Genomic DNA, 22,818 nt, shown 5'->3' on the forward strand with positions numbered 1-22,818 from the left:
CTAGCCGCGCAACCGGTCAAAACCGGCGGCCAGATCGGCCTTCAGATCGTCGGGGTCTTCCAGGCCGATGTGATAGCGGACGAGCAGACCGGGACCGTCCCACTTTGTTGCAGTGCGGAACTGTTCGGGCTTCTGGGCGATGACAAGGCTTTCGTAACCGCCCCAGCTGGCGCCGAGTCCGAAGAGTTCGTAGCCGTCGATCATGCGCTGCAGCCCCTCATCGCCATAGGCTTCGTCGAGGACCACCGAGAACAGTCCCGAGGCGCCGAGAAAGTCCCGCTTCCAGATTTCGTACCCGGGGTGACTCGGCAGGCCCGGATGCAGGACCCGGTCGACTTCCGGCCGGTCTTCGAGCCAGCGGGCGATATCGAGCCCGTTCTTCATGTGGCGCTCCAGCCGGACCGACAGGGTTCTGAGGCCGCGCAGCCCGAGATAGACATCGTCGGGGCCGACGCACTGGCCCAGAGCCTGCGCCGTCGCGCACAACGGCTGCCACGCCGCTTCGGTCGTCGTGACCAGGCCCAGCATCGCGTCGGAGTGCCCGACGACATACTTAGTACCGGCGTGGATGGAGACGTCCACGCCCTTCTCGAAGGGACGGAAATAGAGCGGCGTGGCCCAGGTGTTGTCCATCATGACGACGGCGCCGGCGGCATGCGCGGCCTCGGCAATGGCAGGAATATCCTGCATTTCGAAGGTCTGGGAGCCAGGGGCCTCGACATAGACGATCTTCGTTTCGGGCCGGATCAGTTCGGCGATCCCGCTGCCGATCAACGGGTCGTAATAGGTCGTCTCGATGCCCATGCGCTTCAGGATGGTGTCGCAGTAGCTGCGGGTCGGCCGGTAGGCACTGTCGCTGACCAGCACGTGGTCGCCGGTGCCGACATAGGCGGTCAGGGCCGCCGCGATCGCCGCCAGGCCCGACGGGAACGCGAAGCAACGGTAACCGCCCTCAAGCTCGGCCATCGCCTCTTCGAGCGCCAGGCTGGTAGGGTGGCCGATACGGCCGTACATCGTGACCTGTTCACCACGGGCGCGGGCTTCGCTCTTGCGCCGCATCTCGCCCACGCTTTCCTGAATAATCGTGGAGGTGTGGTACACAGGTGGATTGACGATGCCGAGATTTGCTTCCGGGTCGCGGCAGGCACTTACAATGATGGTGTCGCGTTTCATGAGGATATCCGTTCAAGGGACTGAGACCACTGGCCGGCCGGGCGCCGGATGGTTTGATGTGCACTGCGAAATGACTGTTGTGTTGTTGTGACCATAGTCATAGGGTTTTTCCCGGTTACCGCACCCGCAACGGGTTGCAAACCCGCTTTGTCCCTGTTTCCGCAACGGAACCTCGGGCCAGGCGGCGGCGTGAAATCAACCCCCGTTGTGGGACGTCAAACGCAAACAGGGAGTCATTAGGTAACATGAAACTCAAGGGCGCAATTGTTGCAGCTGCGGTCGCTATGGCGGCCACGGCAGCTGTACCCGCGGCCGCACAGGAAGCGGGCACGCTGGCCGACGTGAAGGCCAAGGGCTTTATTCAGTGCGGTGTCTCGACCGGCCTGGCGGGCTTTGCTTTCACCGACGCGAGCGGCGAGTGGGACGGCTTCGACGTCGCGTTCTGCCGTGCGACCGCGGCTGCGGTGTTCGGCGATCCGAAGGCCATCAAGTTCACGCCGACGACCGGCAAGACCCGCTTCACGGCGCTGGCTTCCGGCGAGGTCGATATCCTCTACCGGAACACGACCTGGACGCTGAGCCGCGACGTCGATCTGAAGTTCACCTTCCTGGGTGTGAACTACTACGACGGTCAGGGCTTCATGGTCCGCAAGGATCTGGGCGTGAAGTCGGCCAAGGAACTGGACGGCGCGACCGTCTGCATCCAGACCGGCACCACCACCGAGCTCAACCTGGCCGACTACTTCCGTGCCAACAACATGAGCTACGAGCCGGTTCCGATCGAGACCAACGCCGAGGCGCAGCAGAAGTATCTGTCCAACGCCTGCGACGTTTACACCACGGACGCCTCCGGCCTGGCCGCCACCCGCGCGACCTTCGAAAAGCCGGGTGAGCATGCGATCCTGCCGGAAATCATCTCCAAGGAGCCGCTGGGCCCGCTGGTCCGTCATGGCGACGACGGCTGGGGTGACATCGGCCGCTGGGTGATGAACGCGCTGATCATCGCCGAGGAGAAGGGCATCACCGCCGCCAATGTCGAGGAGATGGCCACCAGCTCCACCGACCCGGAAGTCAAGCGTCTGCTCGGCTCCGAAGGCAACTACGGCGAGATGCTTGGTCTCGACAAGCTGTGGGCTGTCCACGCCATCAAGGCCGGGGGCAACTACGGCGAGATCTTCGAGAAGCACATTGGCGAAGCGACCGCCATCGGCCTCTCTCGTGGTCTCAATCAGCTCTGGAGCAAGGGCGGCATTCTCTACGCACCGCCGTTCCGCTAAGGCTTAGGGAAGAAGGCGCGTCGCCATATCGGGGACGCGCCTTTTTTCTGACCTATTAGTTTAGATTTTCTAATCCGAGGTATTACTGCTGAGGGGGTGACGCATGTCCGTAGCGGCAGAAAGTCCGTCTGACGGCTTCCGCATCAGCCAGCTGATCTACGACACGCGCTACAGGTCGTACACGATCCAGATTTTTGCGCTGCTCGTGTTGATGCTGTCGTTCGCCTGGCTGATCGACAACGCGGTCCAGAATCTGGCCCGTCTGGGCAAGACCTTCGAATTCGGCTTCCTGTTCGAGACTGCCGCCTACGACATCAACCAGCGTCTCATCGACTACGACTCCACGTCGTCTCATGGCCGCGCCGCCATCGTCGGCATCCTCAACACGCTTCTGGTTGCGTTGATGGGCTGCATCACCGCCACCATCATCGGCGTTACCGCCGGCGTGCTTCGGCTGTCCAACAACTGGCTCGTCGCCAAGATCATGACGGTCTATGTCGAAGCCTTCCGCAACGTGCCCGTACTGGTCTGGATCCTGATCGTGGTCGCGGTCATCAACGAGAGCCTGCCGGCGCCGAATGCGTTCCGCGGCGATGACGGGCTGACAGGGTTCCTGTTCGACACGACATTCTTCACCAATCGCGGATTCTACATACCGGCCCCGGTCTTCGAGGGCGGGTCGACATTCGTGGTCATCGTCTTCCTGCTCTCTCTGGTCGGGATATCGATCTTCGGCCGCTACGCAGCGAAGCGGCAGGAGGCGACGGGCCAGATCCTGCCGGTCTTCCGGATCAAGCTGGCGATCTTCTTCGTGCCGACGCTGCTGGTCTTCTTCATCCTGGGGATGCCGATCTCGCTCGAGTATCCGGAGCTGAAGGGCTTCAACTTCCAGGGCGGCGTCTTCATGCGCGACAGCCTGATCGGCCTCTGGCTGGCGCTGTCGATCTACACCGGCGCCTTCACCGCCGAGATTGTCCGGGCGGGCATCCTCTCCGTCAGCAAGGGCCAGACGGAGGCCTCCTTCGCGCTCGGTCTCCGGCCCAACCGGACCATGAACCTGATCATCCTGCCCCAGGCGCTGCGTGTGATCGTGCCGCCTCTGATCAGCCAGTATCTCAACCTGACCAAGAACTCGTCGCTGGCGATCGCCGTCGGCTACATGGACGCAACCGGCACCCTGGGCGGCATCACGCTGAACCAGACCGGCCGCGAGATGGAATGCATCCTGTTGCTGATGGCCTTCTACCTTGCCGTGTCCCTGCTGATCTCGGCGGTGATGAACGTCTACAACGAACGCGTGAAGCTGAAGGAGCGGTAGGATGGTTCAGGAACATACCGCCCGGTTCGTCGCCGACAAGCAGATCCCGGCTTCGCCTCCGCCTGGGAGGGAAACCGGCGTCATCGGCTGGCTTCGCCTCAACCTGTTCTCGGGCATCGCAAACTCGATCGTCACCATCCTGGCGTTGGCCTTCATCGCCTATGTCTTCTGGGCGATCGTGCCCTGGTTCTGGAACTCGGTCTGGAGCGCGGGCTCGCTTCAGGAATGCCGGGAGATCGACAGCGGCGCCTGTTTTGCCGTGATCCGCGAACGGTTCCAGCAGTTCGTGTTCGGCTTCTACCCGGCCGAGGAGCGCTGGCGTCCGCTGCTGGCCTTCATTCTGCTGGGCCTGGCGGTGTGGCCCGCGCTGTTCAGTTCCGCGCCACGGAAGCTGCTGATCTTCTCGGCGCTCTATCCTCTGGTCGCCTACTGGCTGATCTGGGGCGGCGAGATCTGGGGGCCGGTCGGCGTGCTTGTTGGCTTCGCCATCGGATACGCCATCGTCCGCTATCTGCCTGTGCCGCTCTCCAATGTCATGGATGAGGGCCTGGCGTTCCTGGCATCCGTCGGCATAGGCATGCTTGCCGCGGTCCTGTGGTTCCTGTTCGGCGTGGTGCCGTTTGACGATGCGCTGAGCGCGATCATCCCGATCGGTCTGGAACCCGTGGAATCGGCCAAGATCGGCGGCTTCTTGCTGTCGCTCATTCTCGGCGTCAGCGGCATCGCAGCCTCGCTGCCGATCGGCATCTGCCTGGCGCTCGGCCGCCGGTCCAACCTGCTCATCATCAGGGCCGTCTGCACCGGTTTCATCGAGTTCATCCGCGGCGTGCCGCTGATCACGCTGCTGTTCGTGGCCTCGGTGCTGCTGGCCTACTTCCTGCCGCCGGGTACCGAGTTCGACCTGATCCTGCGCGTGGTCATCATGGTCACCGCCTTCGCCTCGGCCTACATGGCGGAAGTGATCCGCGGCGGACTGGCGGCCTTGCCCCGCGGCCAGTACGAAGCGGCGGATGCGCTGGGGCTCGACTACTGGAAGTCGATGCGCCTGATCATCATGCCGCAGGCGCTGAAGATCTCCATCCCGGGCATCGTCAACACCTTCATCGGCCTGTTCAAGGATACGACGCTGGTGATCGTGATCGGCCTGCTCGATCCGGTCGGCCTGCTCGGCCCGATCCGCGCCGACCAGAACTGGAACGGCATCGTGTGGGAGCTCTACGGCTTCATCGCGCTGTTCTTCTTCATCTTCTGCTTCGGCATGTCCCGCTACTCCATGTACCTGGAGCGCAAGCTTCAGACCGGCCACCGCTAAGAGAGGGTCCATCAATGTCCGATATCGTTACCGAACGCGAAGTCGACCGGTCACAGATGAAGGTCTCGGATGAGGTCGCCATCCAGATCACGAACATGAACAAGTGGTATGGCGACTTCCACGTCCTCCGGGACATCAACCTGACCGTCTATCGCGGCGAACGGATCGTCGTCTGCGGACCGTCCGGTTCCGGCAAGTCGACGCTGATCCGCTGCATCAACGCGCTGGAAGAACACCAGAAGGGCGAGATCACAGTGGATGGCACCCTGCTGTCGTCGGATCTGAAGAACATCGACAGGATCCGTTCGGAAGTCGGCATGTGCTTCCAGCACTTCAACCTGTTCCCGCATCTGTCGATCCTGGAGAACTGCACGCTGGCGCCGATCTGGGTCCGCAAGACCCCGAAGAAGGAAGCCGAAGAGACGGCGATGACCTATCTCGAGCGGGTGAAGATCGCCGATCAGGCCAAGAAGTATCCGGGACAGCTCTCCGGCGGTCAGCAGCAGCGTGTGGCGATCGCCCGCTCGCTCTGCATGAAGCCGCGCATCATGCTGTTCGACGAGCCGACCTCGGCGCTCGATCCGGAAATGATCAAGGAAGTGCTGGACGTGATGGTCGACCTGGCCGAGACCGGGATGACCATGATCTGCGTGACCCACGAGATGGGTTTCGCCCGGCAGGTGGCGAACCGTGTCATCTTCATGGACCAGGGCCAGATCGTCGAACAGAACGAGCCGGAGGAGTTCTTCACGAACCCGCAGAGCGAACGGACCAAGCTGTTCCTGAGCCAGATCCTGCACCACTAGGCGCATCATGAAAGCACGCATTCTCGGCTTCGCGGGCAGCATCCGCGGGGCTTCGGTCAACCGCGTCATGGCGAAGACCGCACTCGACGGCGCGGCGGCGGCCGGCGCCGAAGTCACCTGGCTGGAACTCGCCGACTACCAGCTGCCGCTCTACAACGGCGATCTTGAGGCAAACGAGGGCTTTCCGGACAACGTCGTCGCACTGAAGGACATCTTCGACGCCCATGACGGCTTCGTCATCGGCTGTCCCGAATACAATTCCTCGATCACGCCGCTGCTGAAGAACACCATTGACTGGGTCTCGCGCCCCATAGAGGGGCAGCCGCCGCTTCACGCCTTCACGGGCAAGGTGGCAGGCCTGGTCGCCGGCTCCGGCGGTGCGCTTGGCGGTCTGCGGGGCCTGGTCCATGTCCGCGCGATCCTCGGCAACATCGGCACAATCGTCGTGCCCCAGCAGCGGGCGGTCAGCGGCGCACCGGGCCATATCAAGAATGGCGAGGTGATCGAGGACGAGATCCGCGAATCGCTCGAACTCGTCGGCAAGAAGACCGCGCAACTCGCCGCGGCGATGAAGGGGTAGGGGGCGGCGTCACCGCCTCGTGGCGACCATGATCCAGGGTTCGATCATGTTCTCGTCGAGCGCCGTCGCATAGTTCCGGAACTTCTCGGGCGAATTCGCGCCGGTCAGCAGATGCAGTCCGAGCGGCGGCGGACCGTCGGCCTGGGCCTGCGCTGCAAAGGCCTTGCGGAAGAACTCGGATGCGAAGTCCTTCTGGCTTTCCTCCGCCAGCAGGGTGAAGCCGGCATGGTCGAGCAGGACCCGCATGTCGTCGGGCGACCGCAGGAAGCTCGTCTCCGCAGTTTCCGCCCAAGGCACCGGATAATGCATGCCCAGCGCCGGTCCCTTCATGACGTCGAAGATGCACAGAGGTGCGCCGGGCCTCAGAACGCGGGCGATTTCGCCATAGAGCCCCTGCCGGTCCTCGATGTTCATGGCCACGTGAAAGGTCACCGCCGCATCGAAGATTCCGTCCTCGAAGGGCATCTCCAGCGCGCTGGCCAGTTCGAAATGGCACCTGTCGGCCAGCCCCGTCCGGCTGGTGAGATCGCGGGCCACCTCGATATATTCCGGGGTCAGGTCGATGCCGGTGACCTGACAGTCGCGCTCGTGGGCAAGGTAGCGAGAGGTGCCGCCGATGCCACAGCCGACGTCGAGCACATGCATGCCGGCTTCCAGAGGCGTCATGTCGAGCGCCTTCACCGTCATGGTCCGGCCCGCGGTGTGGAACTCGTCGACGGGCGCGAGTTCGACCGGATCGATCCGTCCGGCGTCCAGGCCGAGTTGCTCGAGTCCGGCCAGGATGCGTTCCAGCAACTCACCGCTTCCGTAATGCCGCGCGACGGCGGCCTCGATCTCGTCGTCGGCCATTCCTGATGCCCCGGGTCTTGTTTGCAACGCCGCAAATCTAGCACACGCGGCCGGACTTCGCCCGGAGGGATAACCTGGACCGGACGGGAGATCGGGAAGAGGGGGGGGGCTCGAATTTGATATATTCATAATAACGAATATATTGTCGAAAATCCTGTTGCAACCAAGCGGCCGGGTCCCCCGGCGGATGGAGGACAAACTGACCGAATTCACACCTTTGTCAGCACTCGCCGGCGGCATCCTGATCGGGACCTCGGCCGTGATGCTGTTCATGCTCAACGGCCGCATCGCCGGTATCAGCGGCATCGCCGGCGGCTTGCTTCGCCTTGCCGACCGGAACGACCTGTTCTGGCGCTTCTGTTTCGTCGCCGGGCTCGTCGCGGCGCCCTGGCTGGTCGCAGCGATCTCCGGTGCACCGGCTCCCGCGCCCGCTCTCCCCGGCGATGCCGTTTGGATGGCGGCGGGCGGCCTGCTCGTCGGTTTTGGAACCGCCATCGGCGGCGGTTGCACAAGCGGCCACGGCGTCTGCGGCATCGCGCGGCTTTCGGCCCGCTCGATCGTCGCGACGATGACCTTCATGGCCGCTGGCGGCGTCACCGTGTTCGTCATCCGACATGTTCTGGGAGCGGGCGCATGATGCGGGCAGTGGGGGGCCTTGTCACAGGCCTGATCTTCGGCGCCGGGCTGGTGATTTCCGGCATGTACAACCCGGCCAAGGTACTCAATTTCCTCGATATTGCAGGAAACTGGGATCCCAGCCTGATCTTCGTGATGGGCGGGGCGCTCGCCGTCACCTTTGCAGGTTTCCGGCTCGCCGCAGGCCGTGGCCGACCGGTCTTCGACGACGTGTTTCACCTGCCGACACGGCGCGATGTCGATGCGCGTCTCCTCGCCGGCGCTACCTTGTTCGGCGCTGGCTGGGGCGTTGCGGGCTTCTGCCCCGGCCCGGCCATCACGTCCGCGACCCTCGGCGGATGGCCGGTCTGGGCGTTCCTGATCGCCATGTTCGCCGGCTTCTTCCTGGCGCAACGGACAACGGCGCTTCTGCCGTCGGGCACTTCAACCGCCGGCCGGTAGAAGACGAACCCGATCAGGAGATCAGGGGCAGCACCGCGCGTCCGGTCACGTAGATGCCCACAACGATCACCACGGCCGAGAAGATGATGGTCAGGCCGCGCCCGCGTCCTGCGAGCCGGCCGGCCAGCATCATGCCGGCGATGCCGCCCGCCAGACCACCGGCGACGAACTCTCCGGCAATGGCCCAGTCGACCAGACCATCCAGCGCGTAGTTGACGGCCGTCGTCGCGCCGAATGCCGCGACCGATACCAGCGACGAACCCACCGCATTCAACAGGGGCATGGCCGTCGCGCCGACCAGGCCGGGCACGACCAGAAACCCGCCCCCGATGCCGAAGAACCCGGCAAGGCTGCCCACCAGCGTACCGCTGACCGCCAGGCGCGGGCCCAACCGCCTCAACGTGGTCCGGTCCATGTGAACGTCCGGATCCTCACCGCCGGATTTCCGGCGCAGCATTGCCGCGCCGACAACGATCATCACCCCGCCGAACAGGCCGAGCAGCAATTCCGGATCGGTGAGCTTGCCGATAGTGGAGCCCAGCGCTGCGCCGGCCACGCCGAAGATGGCGAAGAAGATGGCGCAGGGCCATTTGACGTTGCCGCCGCGCCAGTGCGCCACAAGGTTGGCGAAGGCGCTGACGGCCACTGCGACTGCCGAGGTGCCGATCGCCAGATGGGTGTCGCCCACGCCGACGGCATAGATGAGCAACGGTACCGCCAGAATCGAGCCGCCGCCGCCGATCAGGCCAAGCGAGAAGCCGACGATGCCGCCTGAAAGAAGCGCGGGCAGCGCGGCCAGGATCCATGTCGTGGGTTCCATTTTCGATATCCGATGCAGGCTCGATCTCTGTGGCTTGATATATTCATTTAAAAGAATATGTCTATGACCCGGAAGCAACCGGCTCCAAAGATTGAGGGGGAACCCGATGACCCAACAGGACAAGGCCAGCCCTGAAGTCGAGGCCTTTTTCGACGAGGGCGCGACAAATACGGTCACCTATGTCGTCTCCGACCCCGAGACCCGTCGCTGCGCCGTGATCGACACAGTGCTCGACTACGACGCCGCGTCGGGGCGCACCTCTACCGCCTCCGCGGACCGTGTGGTCGATTATGTCCGAGACCGGGGTCTGACCTGCGACTGGTTGCTGGAAACCCACGCTCATGCCGATCACCTGTCGGCGGCGCCATATCTGAAGCAGAAGCTGGGCGGCGCGCTGGCGATCGGCGCACGCATCAGCGTCGTCCAGGAAACCTTCGGCACGCTGTTCAACGCCGAACCCGGCTTCCGGCGCGACGGCAGCCAGTTCGACCGTCTGTTCGAGGACGGCGACACCTTCGCTGTCGGCAACATCGAGGCGCGCGTCATGCACACGCCCGGCCACACGCCGGCCTGTCTGACCTATGTCATCGGCGACGCGACCTTTGTCGGCGATACCATCTTCATGCCGGACTACGGCACGGCCCGCTGCGACTTCCCGGCCGGCGATGCGCGCACACTCTACCGTTCGATCCAGCGCATCTTCGAACTTCCGGACGAGACGCGGCTGTTCACCTGTCACGACTATCTGCCCGACGGGCGCGATGCCTACGCCTGGGAAACGACGGTGGGCGAGGAGCGTCTGAACAACATCCATGTCGGCGCCGGCAAGACCGAGGACGCCTTCGTTGCGATGCGCGAGAAGCGGGATGCCGGTCTGGGCATGCCGGCGCTGATCCTGCCGTCGATCCAGGTCAACATCCGCGCCGGCGAAATGCCGCCCGCCGAGGACAACGGCACCGTCTACCTGAAAATTCCGCTGAACAAGGTCTGAACCGGGCCGGCGCCGCTGGCGGACAGGGTGGGATTCGAACCCACGAAGGGTGTTAGCCCTTGGCGGTTTTCAAGACCGCTGCCTTCAACCACTCGGCCACCTGTCCGTTGCGGGGCTGATCTATCACCGGGGCCTGGCACGGTCCAGCAGCCCGGCAGCCGGGAAAGATATTCTTAAGCCCGGTCCGGCAGGATGCGAACGAACGTTCGGAATGCCGGCACCATGCTTCCAGAGTCCGCACTGACCGCAAGGAGCCAGAGGCTCGGTCCGGTCCTGCGCCGCAGCCCCTATCTGCCCGACACCTTCGCACAGCGGGGCGCGGTCGCGCCATTCCTGACCGGCGTCCTCTCCCAGGCCAGGATCCGCGCCGGCGAACGCCGTGCCCCGGGACAGGACGAGCATCTCGAGGTCCTTCTGCCCGGCTATGCAGGCGGGCGAAGCATCTATGTCGCGCCGCTGGCCCTTCTGGGCGAAGTGGTCAGCATGAGCCTTCGCGACCGGGCCTTGTCCGAGTTGCTGGTCGAAACGGGCGACATCTCCCCGCGCCGGATGCTCCGCTGCTGGCTGGAAGTGACGACCAGCGGGCTGGCCGAGACCGCAGAGACCCTGCGCGCCGCCGAATGGGTGATCCAGGCGGAGGATGCGCAGGCGGCGACCCGCGTCTGGATCCTGCGGACCGCGGGCACGGCGATGGGGTTCGGATTCGACGATGCCGCCTTCGATCTGCAGCGCGCCGCGGAGAGCCCGGCCATCTTCCGGGCCGCGGTGGATGCGCTGGCGAGGTCCGCTTCGCTGCCGCCGGAACAGCTTGAGCGGCAGTTCTCCACTCTTGCCGGCACGCTTTGGGGGGTAGGGGCGCCGGGTTGTACCGGCAGATCGCCTTTGAGACGGCTCGCTGCACGCATGGCCGACGGCGCCCGTTCGCTCAGCTTCTGGAGCCACGACACCATCTCCGAGTCCGGCACGCTGGCGGAGATCTGTGGGGCCTGCGCCGGACTGTCGGCCCGTCTCGCCGAAGAGACGCTGCATCGGATCGATGTCCTCACGCCAATTGCGATCTCGAAGCCGGACACGGCCGGACCCGCGCTGACAGAAGCGGTCGAGCGGCTGTACTGGCTGACCAATGGCTGGGATCACATGCTGAATCTCTGGAACGGTGTGATGAACGGCCGCCTGCCCGTCGAGGCGACCCTAGCCGAGATGCGGCGCGTTCTTCCGGCGACGCCGCCGGGCGAGGCCGGGGTGCTGCCCGGACGCGGTCGATGAGCGGCGCGTTCGACCTGCCGGAGGCCCGCGACCTGGCGCGTCAGGCGGCGGGGCTGCCGGCGGACCGGTTCCTTGCCGTCTACAGGCTCTATGAGAAGCTGGGCCGCCAGATGCAGGTCGAGGACGAGATGGCGGTCTTCCGCGACCGTTTGCGCGAACTGCGTCCGCGGCGCGCGCCGACGCTGGACCGGCTGCTGTGTCTTCCCTTCGAACCCTTCATCACCGAAGCCGACCTGCCCGCTCAACAGCAGGTGCCCCGCCAGTTCTGCCTGCCCTATGTCCGCCTGGTGAAGGCGCTGCTGGGCCGCAAGCGTGTGGATGCGCACCGGAAAGCGCTGTCGTCAATCGAGGCAGGCGACCACATGGCCACGATCCGCGCCGGCGCGCCGATCTGGCGCGAGGCGGCGGCGAAGCTGCGGCGCGCGCGCATCGACCGGAAACGCGGGGGTACGCGGGATTGCCTTGACCTGATCATCGGCTGCCTGGAATGCGGAGAACCCTTGGCCGAAATCGTGTTGCGGCTGCCACGCGGACAGCTCGGCCTGCCCGATGAGCACATCAAGGCGTTCGCCGCGCGCATGGTGCGCCAGACACCGGTAACCGAAGTGCGCCGTCTGCGGTTTGCCGCGATGGCGCTGGCCGGCCGCATGGCGAATCCGTTCGCCGTGCTGGCGCTGTTCCAGGATCCGGGGTTGGCAATGGAGCCCATCATGCGCCGGCGCATGATAGATATTGCAGCGCATCACCTGCAGGAGCGGCTCTCTGCGCAGATTGCGTCCGCCGGCGCGGCGATGTCAGAGAGCGGAACGGCACCGTCCGGAGAAGAACTGCGAACGGTCATCGAGGCGCTGCGGGCGCTCAGACAGGCGAAGGCGGCCGGGATCGACAGTGGGGCCCAGCGTGAATTCCGGCGTTCTGCCAAGGGCTACCTGCACAAGGCCGTCCTGCAACCGGTGGCGGGCATCGTCCGCGCGGTCGCACCCGACGTGGAAGAGATCGGGCAGGGCGCATGTACGGAGACAGATGACGCGTCTCACGCGCGATGGATTGCCGGCCGTGTGCAGGCGTTTGCGGCTCTGGAGTCCCGTCTCGGCATGCTGTCGGAACTGGAACCGGACCTGACGGCTATCGGATTGCGGATGGAAACCGTCCGCGCAGGCGGTGAGGCTGCAGAAGCCCTGCGGCAACGGATCGACGCAACAAGTGCCGAGGCAGTCGAAGCGTCGGGCGGTGCTCAATTGCGTCTCTGGTTCGAAGCCGGCGCGGCCCTGCGTCTGCTCGAGATCCTGGAAGGCACGGCAGCGGCGATGCCCCTGTGGCGGCGTCTGCGGCGGATGAAGAGCGGCTCGGACGCGGCGGCCGCGTAAATTTCCGTGTGTCCCGGTTGCGAATCCGGGTATGGATATCCATCCTCACCGGACCGGATGTCCAAGGGGTAGTGTCGTGAGAAGATCTGGATTGGCCACTGTTCTGTCGCTGGCCCTACTTTCCTGTGCACCAGGGTCTACTGCGGCGAATGCCCAGTCGGACTCCGAACAGTTCCAGGTATGGCTGGGCGAGATGCGGGCCGAGGCGATCGCGGAAGGCATCAGACCCGCCATCGTGGCCGAAGCGCTCAATGGCGTCGTACTGCAGCGCCGGGTGGTCAAGCAGGACCGCAGCCAGGCCGAGTTCAAGCTCACCTACCAGATCTACGCGGACCGCCTGCTGACTCCGACGAACATCCGTGTCGGCCGCAGCCTGATGGAGAGCGAGGCGGCGACCCTCGCGCGGGTCGCGGAGACCTATCAGGTGCAGCCCCGCTTCATCGTGGCCATCTGGGGCATGGAGACCCGCTACGGCGCCGTGAAGCCGACGAAGTCGGTGTTCCCCTCCCTGGCGACACTCGCTTTCGACCGCCGTCGCTCCAGCTTCTTCCGCAAGGAGCTCCTGCAGGCGCTGTGGATGGCGGAGAAGGGGCATATCGACGTCGGCAGCATGACCGGTTCCTGGGCCGGCGCCATGGGCCAGCCGCAGTTCATGCCGTCCAGCTACATGGCCTATGCCCGCGATTTCGATGGCGACGGCCGCCGCGATATCTGGAACAGCCGGGCCGATGTCTTCGCCTCCATCGCCAACTATCTGAAGAGCCACGGTTGGCACAACGACCAGACCTGGGGCCGCAGGGTCCTGCTGCCGGCCGATCAGGCCGCGTTCCGGGCGGCGGTGCCGGCCAATGACCGCGAGCGCGGCTGCAGCGCCCTGAAATCCATGTCCGGCAGCATGGGGCTGAACGACTGGCAGGCGCTCGGCGTAAGGCGCGCCGACGGGGGAGATCTTCCGGGCCGCAATCTGGAGGCGTCGCTGGTCGTACCGGACGGACCGGACGGACCCGCCTTCCTGGTTTACCGGAACTACCACTCGATCCTCCGGTATAACTGCGCGCACCTCTACGGGCTGGCCGTATCGACGCTTGCGGACGCCCTGGACGACAGGTAAATTTTTGCCCTACTTTCGGTAGTGCGGAGATTCGGCCATGCGGCTGCAGATGGTCCTGCGGACAAGCCTTTCCGGAATGGCCATCGGCGCCGTTTTGTTCGGTATGACTGCCTGCACCGAAACCCAGCTTGCCGTGCATGTCGCGAAGAAGGTGAGCCAGTCGACGCAGCCGTCGGCGGGTGAACGGAAGATCCAGGCCGAGCGGGTGCGTCGCGCGAGCATGCGGCCCTACACGATCCAGGGCGTCCGTTACACACCGGTCGAAGATCCCGAATACGACGAGACCGGCATCGCCTCATGGTACGGCGAACCGTTCCATGGGCGGGCGACGTCCACCGGCGAGATCTTCGACATGAACAAGATCTCGGCGGCGCACAAGACGCTGCCGCTGCCGGCGACCGTCGAGGTCACGAACCTCGAGAACGGGCGCATCCTGACGGTGCGGGTCAACGACCGCGGTCCCTTCGTCCAGGGCCGGATCATCGATCTGTCCCGCCGCGCCGCGCAATTGCTCGGTTTCGAGAAGGATGGTGTCGCGCGGGTCCGGGTCCGGCTGGCCTCGTCGCCCGACGACCAGTTCGTGATGCGGCCGGTCAAGACGGCGCCGAAGGAGCGGACCCAGGTCGCCGCCGCCCCTCGGGCCACCGTGTCGGCCGAGCCGCTTCCCGGGGTCGAGGCGCCCAAACCTGCGATACCTGAGACAGCAAGGGTGACACCGCCTGCACCGAAGGCCACGGCGCCCGAGACGGCGGAAATCCGCCGCGCGGTGCCGCCGCCGACCCAGATTTTCGTCCAGGCCGGCGCGTTTTCCGATTACCAGAATGCGCTTCGCCTGAGGGCGCGTCTTGCGGCGCTGGGCGACGTGGCTGTCAGCCATGCCCTGGTCCGGAACCGCGATTTCTACCGTGTCCGTGTCGGCCCTCTGGCCGATGTCGCGGCTGCCGACCGCACGCTGGCCAGGGTCATTTCCACCGGCACGGATGACGCCCGCATCGTGGTCGAATAGACTGGGCGCAGTCTCAATAGCGTTCCCCGGATACACGTCATGCTGCGTCAAGTTTCCATCGTATTTCTGCTTCTGCTGATTGTCGCGCCGTTCAGCCCTGCGGCCGCGGCGTTCGACACGCCCGCTTCGCATGCGATCGTGATGGATCACCGAACGGGCAGGGTGCTCTACGGCAAGAACATCGACGAACCGATCCCCACCGCCTCGATGAGCAAGATGGTCACCGTCTACATGCTGCTCGAGGAACTGAAGAACGGCTCGGTCACCGAGGACGACACCTTCACCGTCAGCGAGAAGGCCTGGAAGAAGGGCGGCTCGAAGATGTTCGTGCGGGTGAACGATCAGGTCCGCATCGGCGACCTGCTCCGCGGCATCATCGTGCAGTCCGGCAACGATGCCAGCATTGTTGTGGCGGAAGGACTTTCCGGAACCGAGGAGGCCTTCGCCGCAAAGGCGACCGCGCGGATGCGCGAACTGGGGCTGACCGACACGACCCTGAAGAACGCGACCGGCTGGCCGGACCCGGACCACCGGATGAGCGTGCACGACCTGGCCCGCGTGGCCCAGCTGACGATCCGGCACTTTCCCGAGCACTACGAGATCTACTCGGAGAAGAGCTTCACCTTCAGCGACATCAAGCAGGGCAATAGGAATCCGGTCCTCTATTCCTTCGACGGCGCCGACGGCCTCAAGACCGGGCACACGGAAGAGGCCGGCTATGGTCTCACGGCCTCCGCCGAACGGGACGGCCATCGGCTGATCGTCGTGCTGACGGGGCTGGGCAGTTCCCGGGAGCGCTCGGTCGAAGCCAACAAGCTGATGCAGTGGGCGTTCCGGACATTCGAGAACTACACGATCGTCCGGGCCGGCAAGGCGGTCGACGAAGCCGACGTGTGGCTGGGCCAGAAGGTCCGCGTCCCGCTTGTCGTCGGCGAGGATGTGAACATCACCATGGACGAGGCTGCCCGCAAGGCGATGGAGGTCACCGCCGTCTACGAGGCGCCGGTGCCGGCTCCGATACGGCAGGGCGAGCAGGTCGGCGAGATGATCGTCCGGATTCCCGACGCCGAGCCGCTCCGCGTGCCGCTGCTGGCGGGCGAGGACGTCGACAAGCTGGGCACGGTGGGCCAGATTGCGGCCGCGATCTCCTACATGGTCTTCGGCAACGAAAAGGAGTGACCGCCGCGTCGAAAGGGCTGTTCATCACCTTCGAGGGCGGGGAGGGGACCGGCAAAAGCACCCAGGCGGCGCGGCTTGCGCAGTATCTCGCACGGGCCGGACATGAAGCCGTCCTGACCCGGGAACCCGGTGGTACGGCGGCGGCCGAGGCGCTGCGTACCCTGCTGCTGGACCCGGCCAACGATCTCGATCCGCTGGAACAGGTCTTGGTCCTGCTGGCCGCCCGCGCCAATCACGTCCGTACCCTGATCCGTCCGGCGCTTGCGCGCGGCGCCATCGTCATCTGCGACCGCTTCAGCGACTCCACCATGGCCTATCAGGGTCTCGCCGGCGGGCTCGGTCGGGAACGTATCGACGAACTGCACCGCCAGACCCTGGCCGGGTTCCGGCCCGATCTGACATTGTTGCTGGACCTGCCGGTCGAGGCGGCGCTGGAACGGCGCTCGGCGCGCGGGGGGCCTGACGACCGCTTCGAAGCCCGGAACATGTCGTTTCACCGCGATCTGCGGCAGGCCTTTCTGGAGATCGCCGCCGGCGAGCCCGGAAGGGTCACGGTGATCGACGCCGCCCCGGAACCTGAAGCCGTCTGGGAAACGGTCCGAAAGACGGTCGAGCGGCGGCTGGAAGAGGTGTCCGGATGAGCCGCGTCGTCGAACCCCGCGCTTCCAACTCCCCCGACCGGCCCGCGCCGGACGAGGTTTCGGAGGCCCTGCATCCTTCCCGAACGACGTTCCTTTCCGGACATCGCGAAGCGGAGGCGGCGCTGGCCGCGGCCGTATCAGGCGGCAGTTTGCACCACGCCTGGCTGATCAGCGGTCCGTTCGGTATCGGCAAGGCGACTTTGGGCTACCGTTTCGCGCGGCGCCTGCTTGACCCGGAGGCTGCTGGCGGCGGTCTCTTCGGCGACCCGCCGTCGGATCTGCATACCGATCCCGAACGCGAACTTTTCACCCAGGTGGCGACCGGTTCGCATCCGAACATGGTGCGCCTGACCCGTCCCTGGGACTGGAAGGCCAAGAAGTACAGAACCGAGATCGTCGTAGACGAGGTCCGGCGGCTTCACGGCTTCCTCGGGCAGAGCGCGAGCCGGGCAGGACGCCGCGTCGTGCTGGTCGATGCGGCCGACGAGATGAACGAGAACGCCGCCAACGCGCTGCTGAAGCCGCTGGAAGAACCGCCCCCGAACGCGGTCTTCATCCTGATCTGCCATCAGCCCGGCGCGCTGATCGGCACCATCCGCTCGCGATGCCGCCGGCTCGATCTCCGTCCGCCGTCGCCGGATCAGGCGCTGGAGGCGATGACCCGGCTGGCGCCGGCGCTGGACAGGGACGCCGCGGGCCTGCTGCTGGAACTGTCGGAACAGTCTCCGGGTCGGGCGCTGCGCCTGGCCGAGGAAGACGGGCTGGCGCTCTACCGTGAAATGATGGCGCTGCTGGCCTCGGCGCCCAGGATCTCGCGCGCCGCGGCGCAGAAACTGGCTGGCAGCCTGGACCGGGGCGCGCAGGCCGAACGCCGTTTCGTGCTGTTCACCGAACTGCTGGAAGGCATGCTGAGGCGGTTGATCCTGAATCGGCCCGGGCCGCCGGAGGAGGCGGGACTGCGGGAAAGGCTGGCCGGGGGTCGTCTTGATCAATGGTTCGACTTGTGTGACAACCTGCAACGCCTGCGGGCCCGCACGCTTGCCGTGAATCTGAACCGCAAGGCGGTAACCCTGACCCTCGTTTCCGCGTTCGAGGACGCCGCCCGCGCCGCGGCGACCTGACGCCACAAGAGCCGGAAGACACCATGTCGGACGCAGACGCGAACAAGCCGAGCTATTACGTCACCACGCCGATCTACTATGTGAATGACCGGCCCCATATCGGGCACGCCTACACCACGCTGGCCTGCGATGTGCTGGCCCGGTTCAAGCGGCTCGACGGCTTCGACGTGCATTTCCTGACAGGCACCGACGAGCACGGCCAGAAGGTCGAGAAATCGGCCGAGGCCGCCGGGGTCGATCCGCAGGCCTTCTGCGACCGGGTCTCGCAGAATTTCCGCGACATGATGCCGGTGCTGAACATCTCCAATGACGACTTCATCCGCACCACCGAGCAGCGCCACGTCGAAAGCGTGCAGGCGCTCTGGGTCAAACTGCAGGAAGCCGGCGACATCTATCTGGGGTCCTATTCCGGCTGGTATGCCGTCCGCGACGAGGCGTTCTATGGCGAGGACGAACTGACGAAGACCGAGGACGGGCGGCGGATCGCGCCCTCCGGCGCCGAGGTCGAGTGGGTCGAGGAACCGAGCTATTTCTTCCGGCTCTCCGCCTGGGGTGAGCGGCTGCTGGCATTCTACGAAGCCAATCCGGATTTCATCCTGCCGGCGGCGCGGCGGAACGAGGTCGTCAGCTTCGTGAAGTCGGGTTTGCGCGATCTCTCGATTTCGCGCACCAGCTTCAACTGGGGCATCCCCGTGCCGGGCGACGACGAGCACATCATGTATGTGTGGCTGGACGCACTGACCAACTACATCACGGCAATAGGTCATCCCGAGACACAGACCGGCGACTATCCGCGCTACTGGCCGGCCGACGTCCACATGGTCGGCAAGGACATTCTCCGCTTTCACGCCATCTACTGGCCGGCCTTCCTGATGTCGGCCGGGCTTGAGCCGCCGAAGCGGATCTTCGCCCATGGCTGGTGGACCATCGAAGGCCAGAAGATGTCGAAATCGCTCGGCAACGTGATTGCGCCGGAGGAACTCGTGGCCACCTACGGCCTCGATCAGACGCGCTATTTCCTGCTGCGCGAAGTGCCGTTCGGCAATGACGGCGACTTCAGCCACGCCGCGATGGTGCACCGCGTGAACGGCGACCTGGCCAACGATCTGGGAAATCTCTGTCAGCGCGTGCTGTCGATGGTCCACAAGAACTGCGACGCGGCCGTGCCCGAACCGGGCGCGTACACGGCCGAGGACGAGACCATGCTGGCCACGATCGATGGCGCTCTGGACAAGGTCCGGGCCGAAATCGACCGCGAGGCGCTGCACCGCGCCATCGGCGCGATCTGGACGGTCGTCGGCGATGCCAACCGCTATGTCGACGCCCAGGCGCCATGGGCGTTGCGCAAGCAGGATCCCGAGCGGATGAAGACCGTGCTCTATGTCCTCGCCGAAACGGTGCGGCAGCTGGGCATCCTGATTCAGCCGATCATGCCGGATTCCGGCGCGGCGATCCTGGGCCAGTTGGACATTCCCGAGGCCGGCCGCGGCTTCGACAGTCTGGGCGACAAGGCGCGTCTCGCGCCGGGCACGCCGGTCGCACGTCCGACGCCGGTCTTCCCGCGCTACAACTCGGAAGCGGCCTGAGGGCAGGGGCCGCACGAGCCCGGCCGACCCAGGCAGGAAGGAGTCCAAATGCTGATCGACAGCCATTGTCATCTCGACTATCTCGCCCGCGACGGCGATCTGGACGAGGTCCTGGCGCGCGCACGCGAGGCCGGTGTCTCGCCGATGCTGACGATCTCGACCAAGCTCCGGGAATTCGATGTCGTCCGTTCGATCGCCGAGAGCGCGGGCGATATCTACTGCTCGGTCGGCGTCCATCCGCATGAGGCCGAGAGCGAACCCGACACCGCGGCCGCCGAACTGATCCGGCTGGCCGCGCATCCGAAGGTGATCGGTATCGGCGAGACCGGACTGGACTATTTCTACGAACACAGTCCGCGCGATGTGCAGCAGGCCGTGTTCCGCGCCCACATTTCAGCCGCCCGCGAGACCGGACTGCCGCTGATTATCCACACGCGCGACGCCGAGGCGGACACAATCCGGATCCTGGAAGAGGAAACGGGGAAGGGACCGTTTCCGGGGCTGATCCATTGTTTCAGCGGCACGCAACGGCTTGCCGACGCCGCACTGGCCCTTGGCTTCTACATTTCGGTTTCCGGGATCGTGACCTTCAAGACAGCGGAAGACCTGCGCACCGTCATCGCCACTGTCCCGGCGGAGCGTCTGCTCGTCGAGACCGACAGCCCGTACCTGGCGCCGGTGCCGCGACGCGGCAAACGGAACGAACCGGCATACACAGCGCATACCGCCGCGAAGGTCGCCGAACTGAAGGGACTCGGCGCCGCCGAGGTTGCCTCGGTCACGACCGACAACTTCCGCCGGTTGTTCGCCAAGGCGGAAATCTGAGCATGCGGGTCACCATTCTGGGCTGCGGCAGTTCGGGCGGGGTCCCGCGCATCGGCGGGGACTGGGGCGCCTGCGATCCGTCCAATCCGAAGAACCGCCGGCGGCGTTGTTCCATCCTGGTCGAGGATGCCGGGACGACGGTTCTGATCGACACCGCGCCCGACATGCGCGAGCAGCTGCTGGATGCCGGCGTCGGCGATCTCGACGGCGTCGTCTGGACCCATGATCACGCCGATCAGACCCATGGTCTCGACGATCTCCGGGTGATTGCAATCCGGCATCGCCGCCGGGTGAATGTCTGGGGCGATGCGGAGACACTACGGCGGCTGAAAGCCAAGTTCGGCTATTGCTTTCCCGAAGGTACGACAGGCGCTTACCCTGCAATCCTGAACGATCACCTGATCGAGGGACCGTTCGCGGTCGGGAACATGCACCTGGTTCCTTTCGAACAGGATCACGGCACCATGAAATCGCTGGGCTTTCGTATCGGCGATCTGGCCTACGCCAATGATGTCGTGCGCCTCGACGATGCCGCCTTCGAAGCCATGGCCGGGGCCCGGGTGATGATTGTCGACGCGCTCCGCTACACGCCGCATCCGACCCACGCCAACGTCGAGCAGGCGCTCGAATGGATTGCGCGTGTGGGACCCGAACGGGCCGTGCTGACGAATCTGCATGTGGACCTGGACTACGAGACCCTGAAGGCAGAACTGCCGGACGGGATCGAACCTGCCTATGACGGGATGATCGTCGACGTCTGAGCCGGGCGTTTTCGCTCGGGCGGGTTTCCATTTCTCATGCCCATATATTCCATAATGTATATTATACGATAAAGACTTCGCCACGGGGGGTGACCTTAGGTATGCTCAGCGTGCCCGCGCCCCGCTGATGGGCAGCGCATTCTGATAGACGTGAATATTGCCGATCATCTGTTCCAGTTCATCGGCGACATCCTCCATGCCGGACTTGCGGGCTGAAACCGTGATGACCAGCCCGGTCTGTGCCGTCACGGTCGCCAGATAGCGCGTGTAGTAGCCCGGAACTTCGGAACCGAGATGCATGGCGTCGACCCAGCTGCGTCCGTCGATCGTCCGTCGGTGCACATGAACGACCTCGGAGCGCCGGGTCTCACCGTCCTCTTCGAAGATCCGCGGCGTCTTCAGATGACTCTCGTAATCGTCCAGATCGTCGTCTTCGTTCCGCGCCTTTGATGCAAAGACAATGATCTCGGACGCCGGAATTTTGCCTTCCTCGAGGCAGACGAACTCCCCGCCCTCCTGCCAGCACGCCCAGCCATGCGGCACGGAGAGTTCGAAATGCGGGGTCCGGTAGTAGTTGGGTTCCGCAGGCAGTAACACCCAGGCGAGCGCAATCCCGGTAGCGGTCAGACCCGCGAACACGGCCGTGGCCGATATCAGGAAACGCAGGATCATTGGCCCCCCGGTTCTCTCGCGCCGAAGTTCTCTTTGAGGTAACGGATCTCTGCTTCGGCCGTCGAACGCTCGTCCGGTGAGGCGTGCTCGGACGCCAGGATCCTCGCGCCGGTCGACACGGCAGCACTCAACCGCACGTCAGCATCCGGCATATCGAGCTGCCGTTGCACGACACCCAGCACCGACTGCGCCAGCATGAGCTGGATAAGGTCGTTGACGCTTGTCGGGGCCGACATCAGAACATCGGCACGTGCCAGTGCGCGCTCGGCATGGGGCAAAGCCGCCGCGGCCCCCTCACCTTCCCAGAGCACGAAATAGGCAAGACGCCGATTCAACACGACTGTGTCGAGCACCAGATCGCGGTCCGGATCGAAAGCCGCTTCGAGTTGTGTTTCCCGCACCTGCGAAGCCCGGCGCATCACTTCGATCTCTTCCGCAGCCCCATCCGTATGCGAAAGCTGTCGCCAGACGATCCCGGCATAGGCCGACACGAGCTGCTCATGATCCGGCCAGGCCATTGCGAGGTCGCTGACGCTCTCGAACGCCCGCCGGGGATGGCCCGCGTCGATTTCCGGCACGACCTGACGCATCCGGTCGAGGGCGAGACCGACATTGTGCAAGGCAACCGCCAGTTCGTGTTCGCCCGATGTCCTGCGTTCGGGTCCCTTCTGCGCGGCCACTTCGGAGATCCTGCGGGCAACAAGGGACTCAAGTTCCGCATGGAGCGTCTCAAGTAGTCCCCGCGCCTCTGTCACCTCCCCCACGGCCAGATGAGCCACGGCCCGTTGGATCGCGCATGTCGCGCGGTCTGCCGGCAGCCGCAGGCCCTTCTTCCCGCTGAGCCCTTCCAGCAGATCGCACTGAACCAGCAACAGGTCCCGCCGCACGTCCTCATCACCGTCGAGGCTCTCGGAGATCCGCATCATCGTCGAGATGGCGAAGCCCGTGCGGGACAATGCAAGCTCGGCCTGATTGCTCTGATAGATCGCGTAGCCCGATAGCACGGTTGCGAAGAGGACGGCGCCCGTGACGAGCCCGGCCAGGGTGGCGCGGCGGCGGCGGCGGTCCCGTTCATGGCGG

Annotated in this window: 23 protein-coding genes and 1 tRNA gene (1 of these 24 running past the window's edge); 18 read left to right on the forward strand and 6 right to left on the reverse strand. The window is 65.1% G+C overall.

Annotation, left to right across the window (positions count from 1 at the left end):
- Nucleotides 1-1,173, reverse strand: a complete 1,173-nt coding sequence (gene metC, locus ACMVY4_RS15395) for a cystathionine beta-lyase (RefSeq protein ID WP_416896894.1) — start codon at nt 1,171-1,173, stop codon at nt 1-3.
- 284 nt (nt 1,174-1,457) lie between these two features.
- Between metC and ACMVY4_RS15400 the strand changes: the two genes are divergently transcribed.
- From ACMVY4_RS15400 to ACMVY4_RS15420, 5 genes are all read left to right on the forward strand, one after another.
- Nucleotides 1,458-2,450, forward strand: a complete 993-nt coding sequence (locus ACMVY4_RS15400; protein WP_416900326.1) for an amino acid ABC transporter substrate-binding protein — start codon at nt 1,458-1,460, stop codon at nt 2,448-2,450.
- Between the two features lie 103 nt (nt 2,451-2,553).
- The gene (locus ACMVY4_RS15405) at nt 2,554-3,768 is read left to right on the forward strand and encodes an amino acid ABC transporter permease (protein WP_416896895.1); all 1,215 of its coding nucleotides are present in this window, start codon (nt 2,554-2,556) and stop codon (nt 3,766-3,768) included.
- 1 nt (nt 3,769) lies between these two features.
- Nucleotides 3,770-5,080 (forward strand): amino acid ABC transporter permease, encoded by a 1,311-nt coding sequence (locus ACMVY4_RS15410; protein ID WP_416896896.1) that lies wholly within the window; start codon nt 3,770-3,772, stop codon nt 5,078-5,080.
- 14 nt (nt 5,081-5,094) lie between these two features.
- Nucleotides 5,095-5,886 (forward strand): amino acid ABC transporter ATP-binding protein, encoded by a 792-nt coding sequence (locus tag ACMVY4_RS15415; protein WP_416896897.1) that lies wholly within the window; start codon nt 5,095-5,097, stop codon nt 5,884-5,886.
- Nucleotides 5,887-5,893: 7 nt separating this feature from the next.
- The gene (locus ACMVY4_RS15420; RefSeq protein ID WP_416896898.1) at nt 5,894-6,466 is read left to right on the forward strand and encodes an NADPH-dependent FMN reductase; all 573 of its coding nucleotides are present in this window, start codon (nt 5,894-5,896) and stop codon (nt 6,464-6,466) included.
- Between the two features lie 9 nt (nt 6,467-6,475).
- Here ACMVY4_RS15420 and ACMVY4_RS15425 read toward each other — a convergent pair whose 3' ends face one another.
- Complete coding sequence (locus ACMVY4_RS15425) at nt 6,476-7,315, reverse strand: class I SAM-dependent methyltransferase (RefSeq protein WP_416896899.1); 840 nt, start codon at nt 7,313-7,315, stop codon at nt 6,476-6,478.
- A 187-nt stretch (nt 7,316-7,502) separates the two neighbouring features.
- On the opposite strand from ACMVY4_RS15425, the gene ACMVY4_RS15430 reads away from it, so the two are divergent.
- A complete protein-coding gene (locus ACMVY4_RS15430; RefSeq protein ID WP_416896900.1) occupies nt 7,503-7,952 on the forward strand; it encodes a YeeE/YedE family protein in 450 nt (149 codons plus the stop codon).
- Nucleotides 7,952-8,392: a DUF6691 family protein gene (locus tag ACMVY4_RS15435; RefSeq protein ID WP_416900327.1), complete on the forward strand. Its 441-nt coding sequence runs from the start codon at nt 7,952-7,954 to the stop codon at nt 8,390-8,392. The genes ACMVY4_RS15430 and ACMVY4_RS15435 overlap by 1 nt, the downstream gene beginning before the upstream one ends.
- Nucleotides 8,393-8,405: 13 nt before the next feature.
- Here ACMVY4_RS15435 and ACMVY4_RS15440 read toward each other — a convergent pair whose 3' ends face one another.
- Complete coding sequence (locus tag ACMVY4_RS15440) at nt 8,406-9,212, reverse strand: sulfite exporter TauE/SafE family protein (protein WP_416896901.1); 807 nt, start codon at nt 9,210-9,212, stop codon at nt 8,406-8,408.
- 106 nt (nt 9,213-9,318) lie between these two features.
- On the opposite strand from ACMVY4_RS15440, the gene ACMVY4_RS15445 reads away from it, so the two are divergent.
- On the forward strand, nt 9,319-10,203 hold the full coding sequence (locus tag ACMVY4_RS15445; RefSeq protein ID WP_416896902.1) for an MBL fold metallo-hydrolase: 885 nt from the start codon (nt 9,319-9,321) through the stop codon (nt 10,201-10,203).
- 16 nt (nt 10,204-10,219) lie between these two features.
- On the opposite strand, the gene ACMVY4_RS15450 is transcribed toward ACMVY4_RS15445, so the two are convergent.
- Nucleotides 10,220-10,309 (reverse strand) — tRNA-Ser (locus ACMVY4_RS15450).
- 116 nt (nt 10,310-10,425) lie between these two features.
- Between ACMVY4_RS15450 and ACMVY4_RS15455 the strand changes: the two genes are divergently transcribed.
- From ACMVY4_RS15455 to ACMVY4_RS15500, 10 genes are all read left to right on the forward strand, one after another.
- On the forward strand, nt 10,426-11,469 hold the full coding sequence (locus tag ACMVY4_RS15455) for a hypothetical protein (protein WP_416896903.1): 1,044 nt from the start codon (nt 10,426-10,428) through the stop codon (nt 11,467-11,469).
- 128 nt (nt 11,470-11,597) lie between these two features.
- Nucleotides 11,598-12,836: a hypothetical protein gene (locus tag ACMVY4_RS15460; protein ID WP_416896904.1), complete on the forward strand. Its 1,239-nt coding sequence runs from the start codon at nt 11,598-11,600 to the stop codon at nt 12,834-12,836.
- A gap of 91 nt (nt 12,837-12,927) precedes the next feature.
- Nucleotides 12,928-13,947, forward strand: a complete 1,020-nt coding sequence (locus ACMVY4_RS15465; protein WP_416896905.1) for a lytic murein transglycosylase — start codon at nt 12,928-12,930, stop codon at nt 13,945-13,947.
- Between the two features lie 37 nt (nt 13,948-13,984).
- Complete coding sequence (locus ACMVY4_RS15470) at nt 13,985-14,953, forward strand: septal ring lytic transglycosylase RlpA family protein (protein ID WP_416896906.1); 969 nt, start codon at nt 13,985-13,987, stop codon at nt 14,951-14,953.
- Nucleotides 14,954-14,992: 39 nt separating this feature from the next.
- Complete coding sequence (locus tag ACMVY4_RS15475; RefSeq protein WP_416896907.1) at nt 14,993-16,132, forward strand: D-alanyl-D-alanine carboxypeptidase family protein; 1,140 nt, start codon at nt 14,993-14,995, stop codon at nt 16,130-16,132.
- A complete protein-coding gene (gene tmk, locus ACMVY4_RS15480) occupies nt 16,129-16,773 on the forward strand; it encodes a dTMP kinase (protein WP_416896908.1) in 645 nt (214 codons plus the stop codon). The genes ACMVY4_RS15475 and tmk overlap by 4 nt, the downstream gene beginning before the upstream one ends.
- Nucleotides 16,770-17,894: a DNA polymerase III subunit delta' gene (locus ACMVY4_RS15485; RefSeq protein WP_416896909.1), complete on the forward strand. Its 1,125-nt coding sequence runs from the start codon at nt 16,770-16,772 to the stop codon at nt 17,892-17,894. The genes tmk and ACMVY4_RS15485 overlap by 4 nt, the downstream gene beginning before the upstream one ends.
- Before the next feature lie 23 nt (nt 17,895-17,917).
- Nucleotides 17,918-19,480 carry a methionine--tRNA ligase gene (gene metG, locus ACMVY4_RS15490; RefSeq protein WP_416896910.1) on the forward strand — a complete coding sequence of 521 codons (1,563 nt, stop codon included), beginning with the start codon at nt 17,918-17,920 and terminating at the stop codon, nt 19,478-19,480.
- Between the two features lie 48 nt (nt 19,481-19,528).
- Nucleotides 19,529-20,305: a TatD family hydrolase gene (locus ACMVY4_RS15495; RefSeq protein ID WP_416896911.1), complete on the forward strand. Its 777-nt coding sequence runs from the start codon at nt 19,529-19,531 to the stop codon at nt 20,303-20,305.
- Between the two features lie 2 nt (nt 20,306-20,307).
- A complete protein-coding gene (locus tag ACMVY4_RS15500) occupies nt 20,308-21,066 on the forward strand; it encodes an MBL fold metallo-hydrolase (RefSeq protein ID WP_416896912.1) in 759 nt (252 codons plus the stop codon).
- A gap of 105 nt (nt 21,067-21,171) precedes the next feature.
- Here ACMVY4_RS15500 and ACMVY4_RS15505 read toward each other — a convergent pair whose 3' ends face one another.
- Both ACMVY4_RS15505 and ACMVY4_RS15510 read right to left on the reverse strand, forming a co-directional pair.
- The gene (locus ACMVY4_RS15505; protein ID WP_416896913.1) at nt 21,172-21,738 is read right to left on the reverse strand and encodes a hypothetical protein; all 567 of its coding nucleotides are present in this window, start codon (nt 21,736-21,738) and stop codon (nt 21,172-21,174) included.
- Nucleotides 21,735-22,818 carry the 3' portion of a toll/interleukin-1 receptor domain-containing protein gene (locus ACMVY4_RS15510; RefSeq protein ID WP_416896914.1) on the reverse strand. Its footprint extends 542 nt past the window's final position, so 1,084 of the gene's 1,626 nt are visible here — the last part of the coding sequence; its start codon lies beyond the right edge, outside the window; the stop codon is at nt 21,735-21,737. Before ACMVY4_RS15510 ends, ACMVY4_RS15505 begins: the two co-directional genes overlap by 4 nt.

Source organism: Minwuia sp., from assembly GCF_048007105.1.
GTDB lineage: Bacteria > Pseudomonadota > Alphaproteobacteria > Minwuiales > Minwuiaceae > Minwuia.

What these genes read in the sequence shown, in the direction of transcription:
- metC (WP_416896894.1), bottom strand. Translation starts at nt 1,173, where the DNA reads ATGAAACGCGACACCATCATTGTAAGTGCCTGCCGCGACCCGGAAGCA.
- ACMVY4_RS15400 (WP_416900326.1), top strand. Translation starts at nt 1,458, where the DNA reads ATGGCGGCCACGGCAGCTGTACCCGCGGCCGCACAGGAAGCGGGCACG.
- ACMVY4_RS15405 (WP_416896895.1), top strand. Translation starts at nt 2,554, where the DNA reads ATGTCCGTAGCGGCAGAAAGTCCGTCTGACGGCTTCCGCATCAGCCAG.
- ACMVY4_RS15410 (WP_416896896.1), top strand. Translation starts at nt 3,770, where the DNA reads ATGGTTCAGGAACATACCGCCCGGTTCGTCGCCGACAAGCAGATCCCG.
- ACMVY4_RS15415 (WP_416896897.1), top strand. Translation starts at nt 5,095, where the DNA reads ATGTCCGATATCGTTACCGAACGCGAAGTCGACCGGTCACAGATGAAG.
- ACMVY4_RS15420 (WP_416896898.1), top strand. Translation starts at nt 5,894, where the DNA reads ATGAAAGCACGCATTCTCGGCTTCGCGGGCAGCATCCGCGGGGCTTCG.
- ACMVY4_RS15425 (WP_416896899.1), bottom strand. Translation starts at nt 7,315, where the DNA reads ATGGCCGACGACGAGATCGAGGCCGCCGTCGCGCGGCATTACGGAAGC.
- ACMVY4_RS15430 (WP_416896900.1), top strand. Translation starts at nt 7,503, where the DNA reads ATGGAGGACAAACTGACCGAATTCACACCTTTGTCAGCACTCGCCGGC.
- ACMVY4_RS15435 (WP_416900327.1), top strand. Translation starts at nt 7,952, where the DNA reads ATGCGGGCAGTGGGGGGCCTTGTCACAGGCCTGATCTTCGGCGCCGGG.
- ACMVY4_RS15440 (WP_416896901.1), bottom strand. Translation starts at nt 9,212, where the DNA reads ATGGAACCCACGACATGGATCCTGGCCGCGCTGCCCGCGCTTCTTTCA.
- ACMVY4_RS15445 (WP_416896902.1), top strand. Translation starts at nt 9,319, where the DNA reads ATGACCCAACAGGACAAGGCCAGCCCTGAAGTCGAGGCCTTTTTCGAC.
- ACMVY4_RS15455 (WP_416896903.1), top strand. Translation starts at nt 10,426, where the DNA reads ATGCTTCCAGAGTCCGCACTGACCGCAAGGAGCCAGAGGCTCGGTCCG.
- ACMVY4_RS15460 (WP_416896904.1), top strand. Translation starts at nt 11,598, where the DNA reads ATGGCGGTCTTCCGCGACCGTTTGCGCGAACTGCGTCCGCGGCGCGCG.
- ACMVY4_RS15470 (WP_416896906.1), top strand. Translation starts at nt 13,985, where the DNA reads ATGCGGCTGCAGATGGTCCTGCGGACAAGCCTTTCCGGAATGGCCATC.
- ACMVY4_RS15475 (WP_416896907.1), top strand. Translation starts at nt 14,993, where the DNA reads ATGCTGCGTCAAGTTTCCATCGTATTTCTGCTTCTGCTGATTGTCGCG.
- ACMVY4_RS15485 (WP_416896909.1), top strand. Translation starts at nt 16,770, where the DNA reads ATGAGCCGCGTCGTCGAACCCCGCGCTTCCAACTCCCCCGACCGGCCC.
- metG (WP_416896910.1), top strand. Translation starts at nt 17,918, where the DNA reads ATGTCGGACGCAGACGCGAACAAGCCGAGCTATTACGTCACCACGCCG.
- ACMVY4_RS15495 (WP_416896911.1), top strand. Translation starts at nt 19,529, where the DNA reads ATGCTGATCGACAGCCATTGTCATCTCGACTATCTCGCCCGCGACGGC.
- ACMVY4_RS15500 (WP_416896912.1), top strand. Translation starts at nt 20,308, where the DNA reads ATGCGGGTCACCATTCTGGGCTGCGGCAGTTCGGGCGGGGTCCCGCGC.
- ACMVY4_RS15505 (WP_416896913.1), bottom strand. Translation starts at nt 21,738, where the DNA reads ATGATCCTGCGTTTCCTGATATCGGCCACGGCCGTGTTCGCGGGTCTG.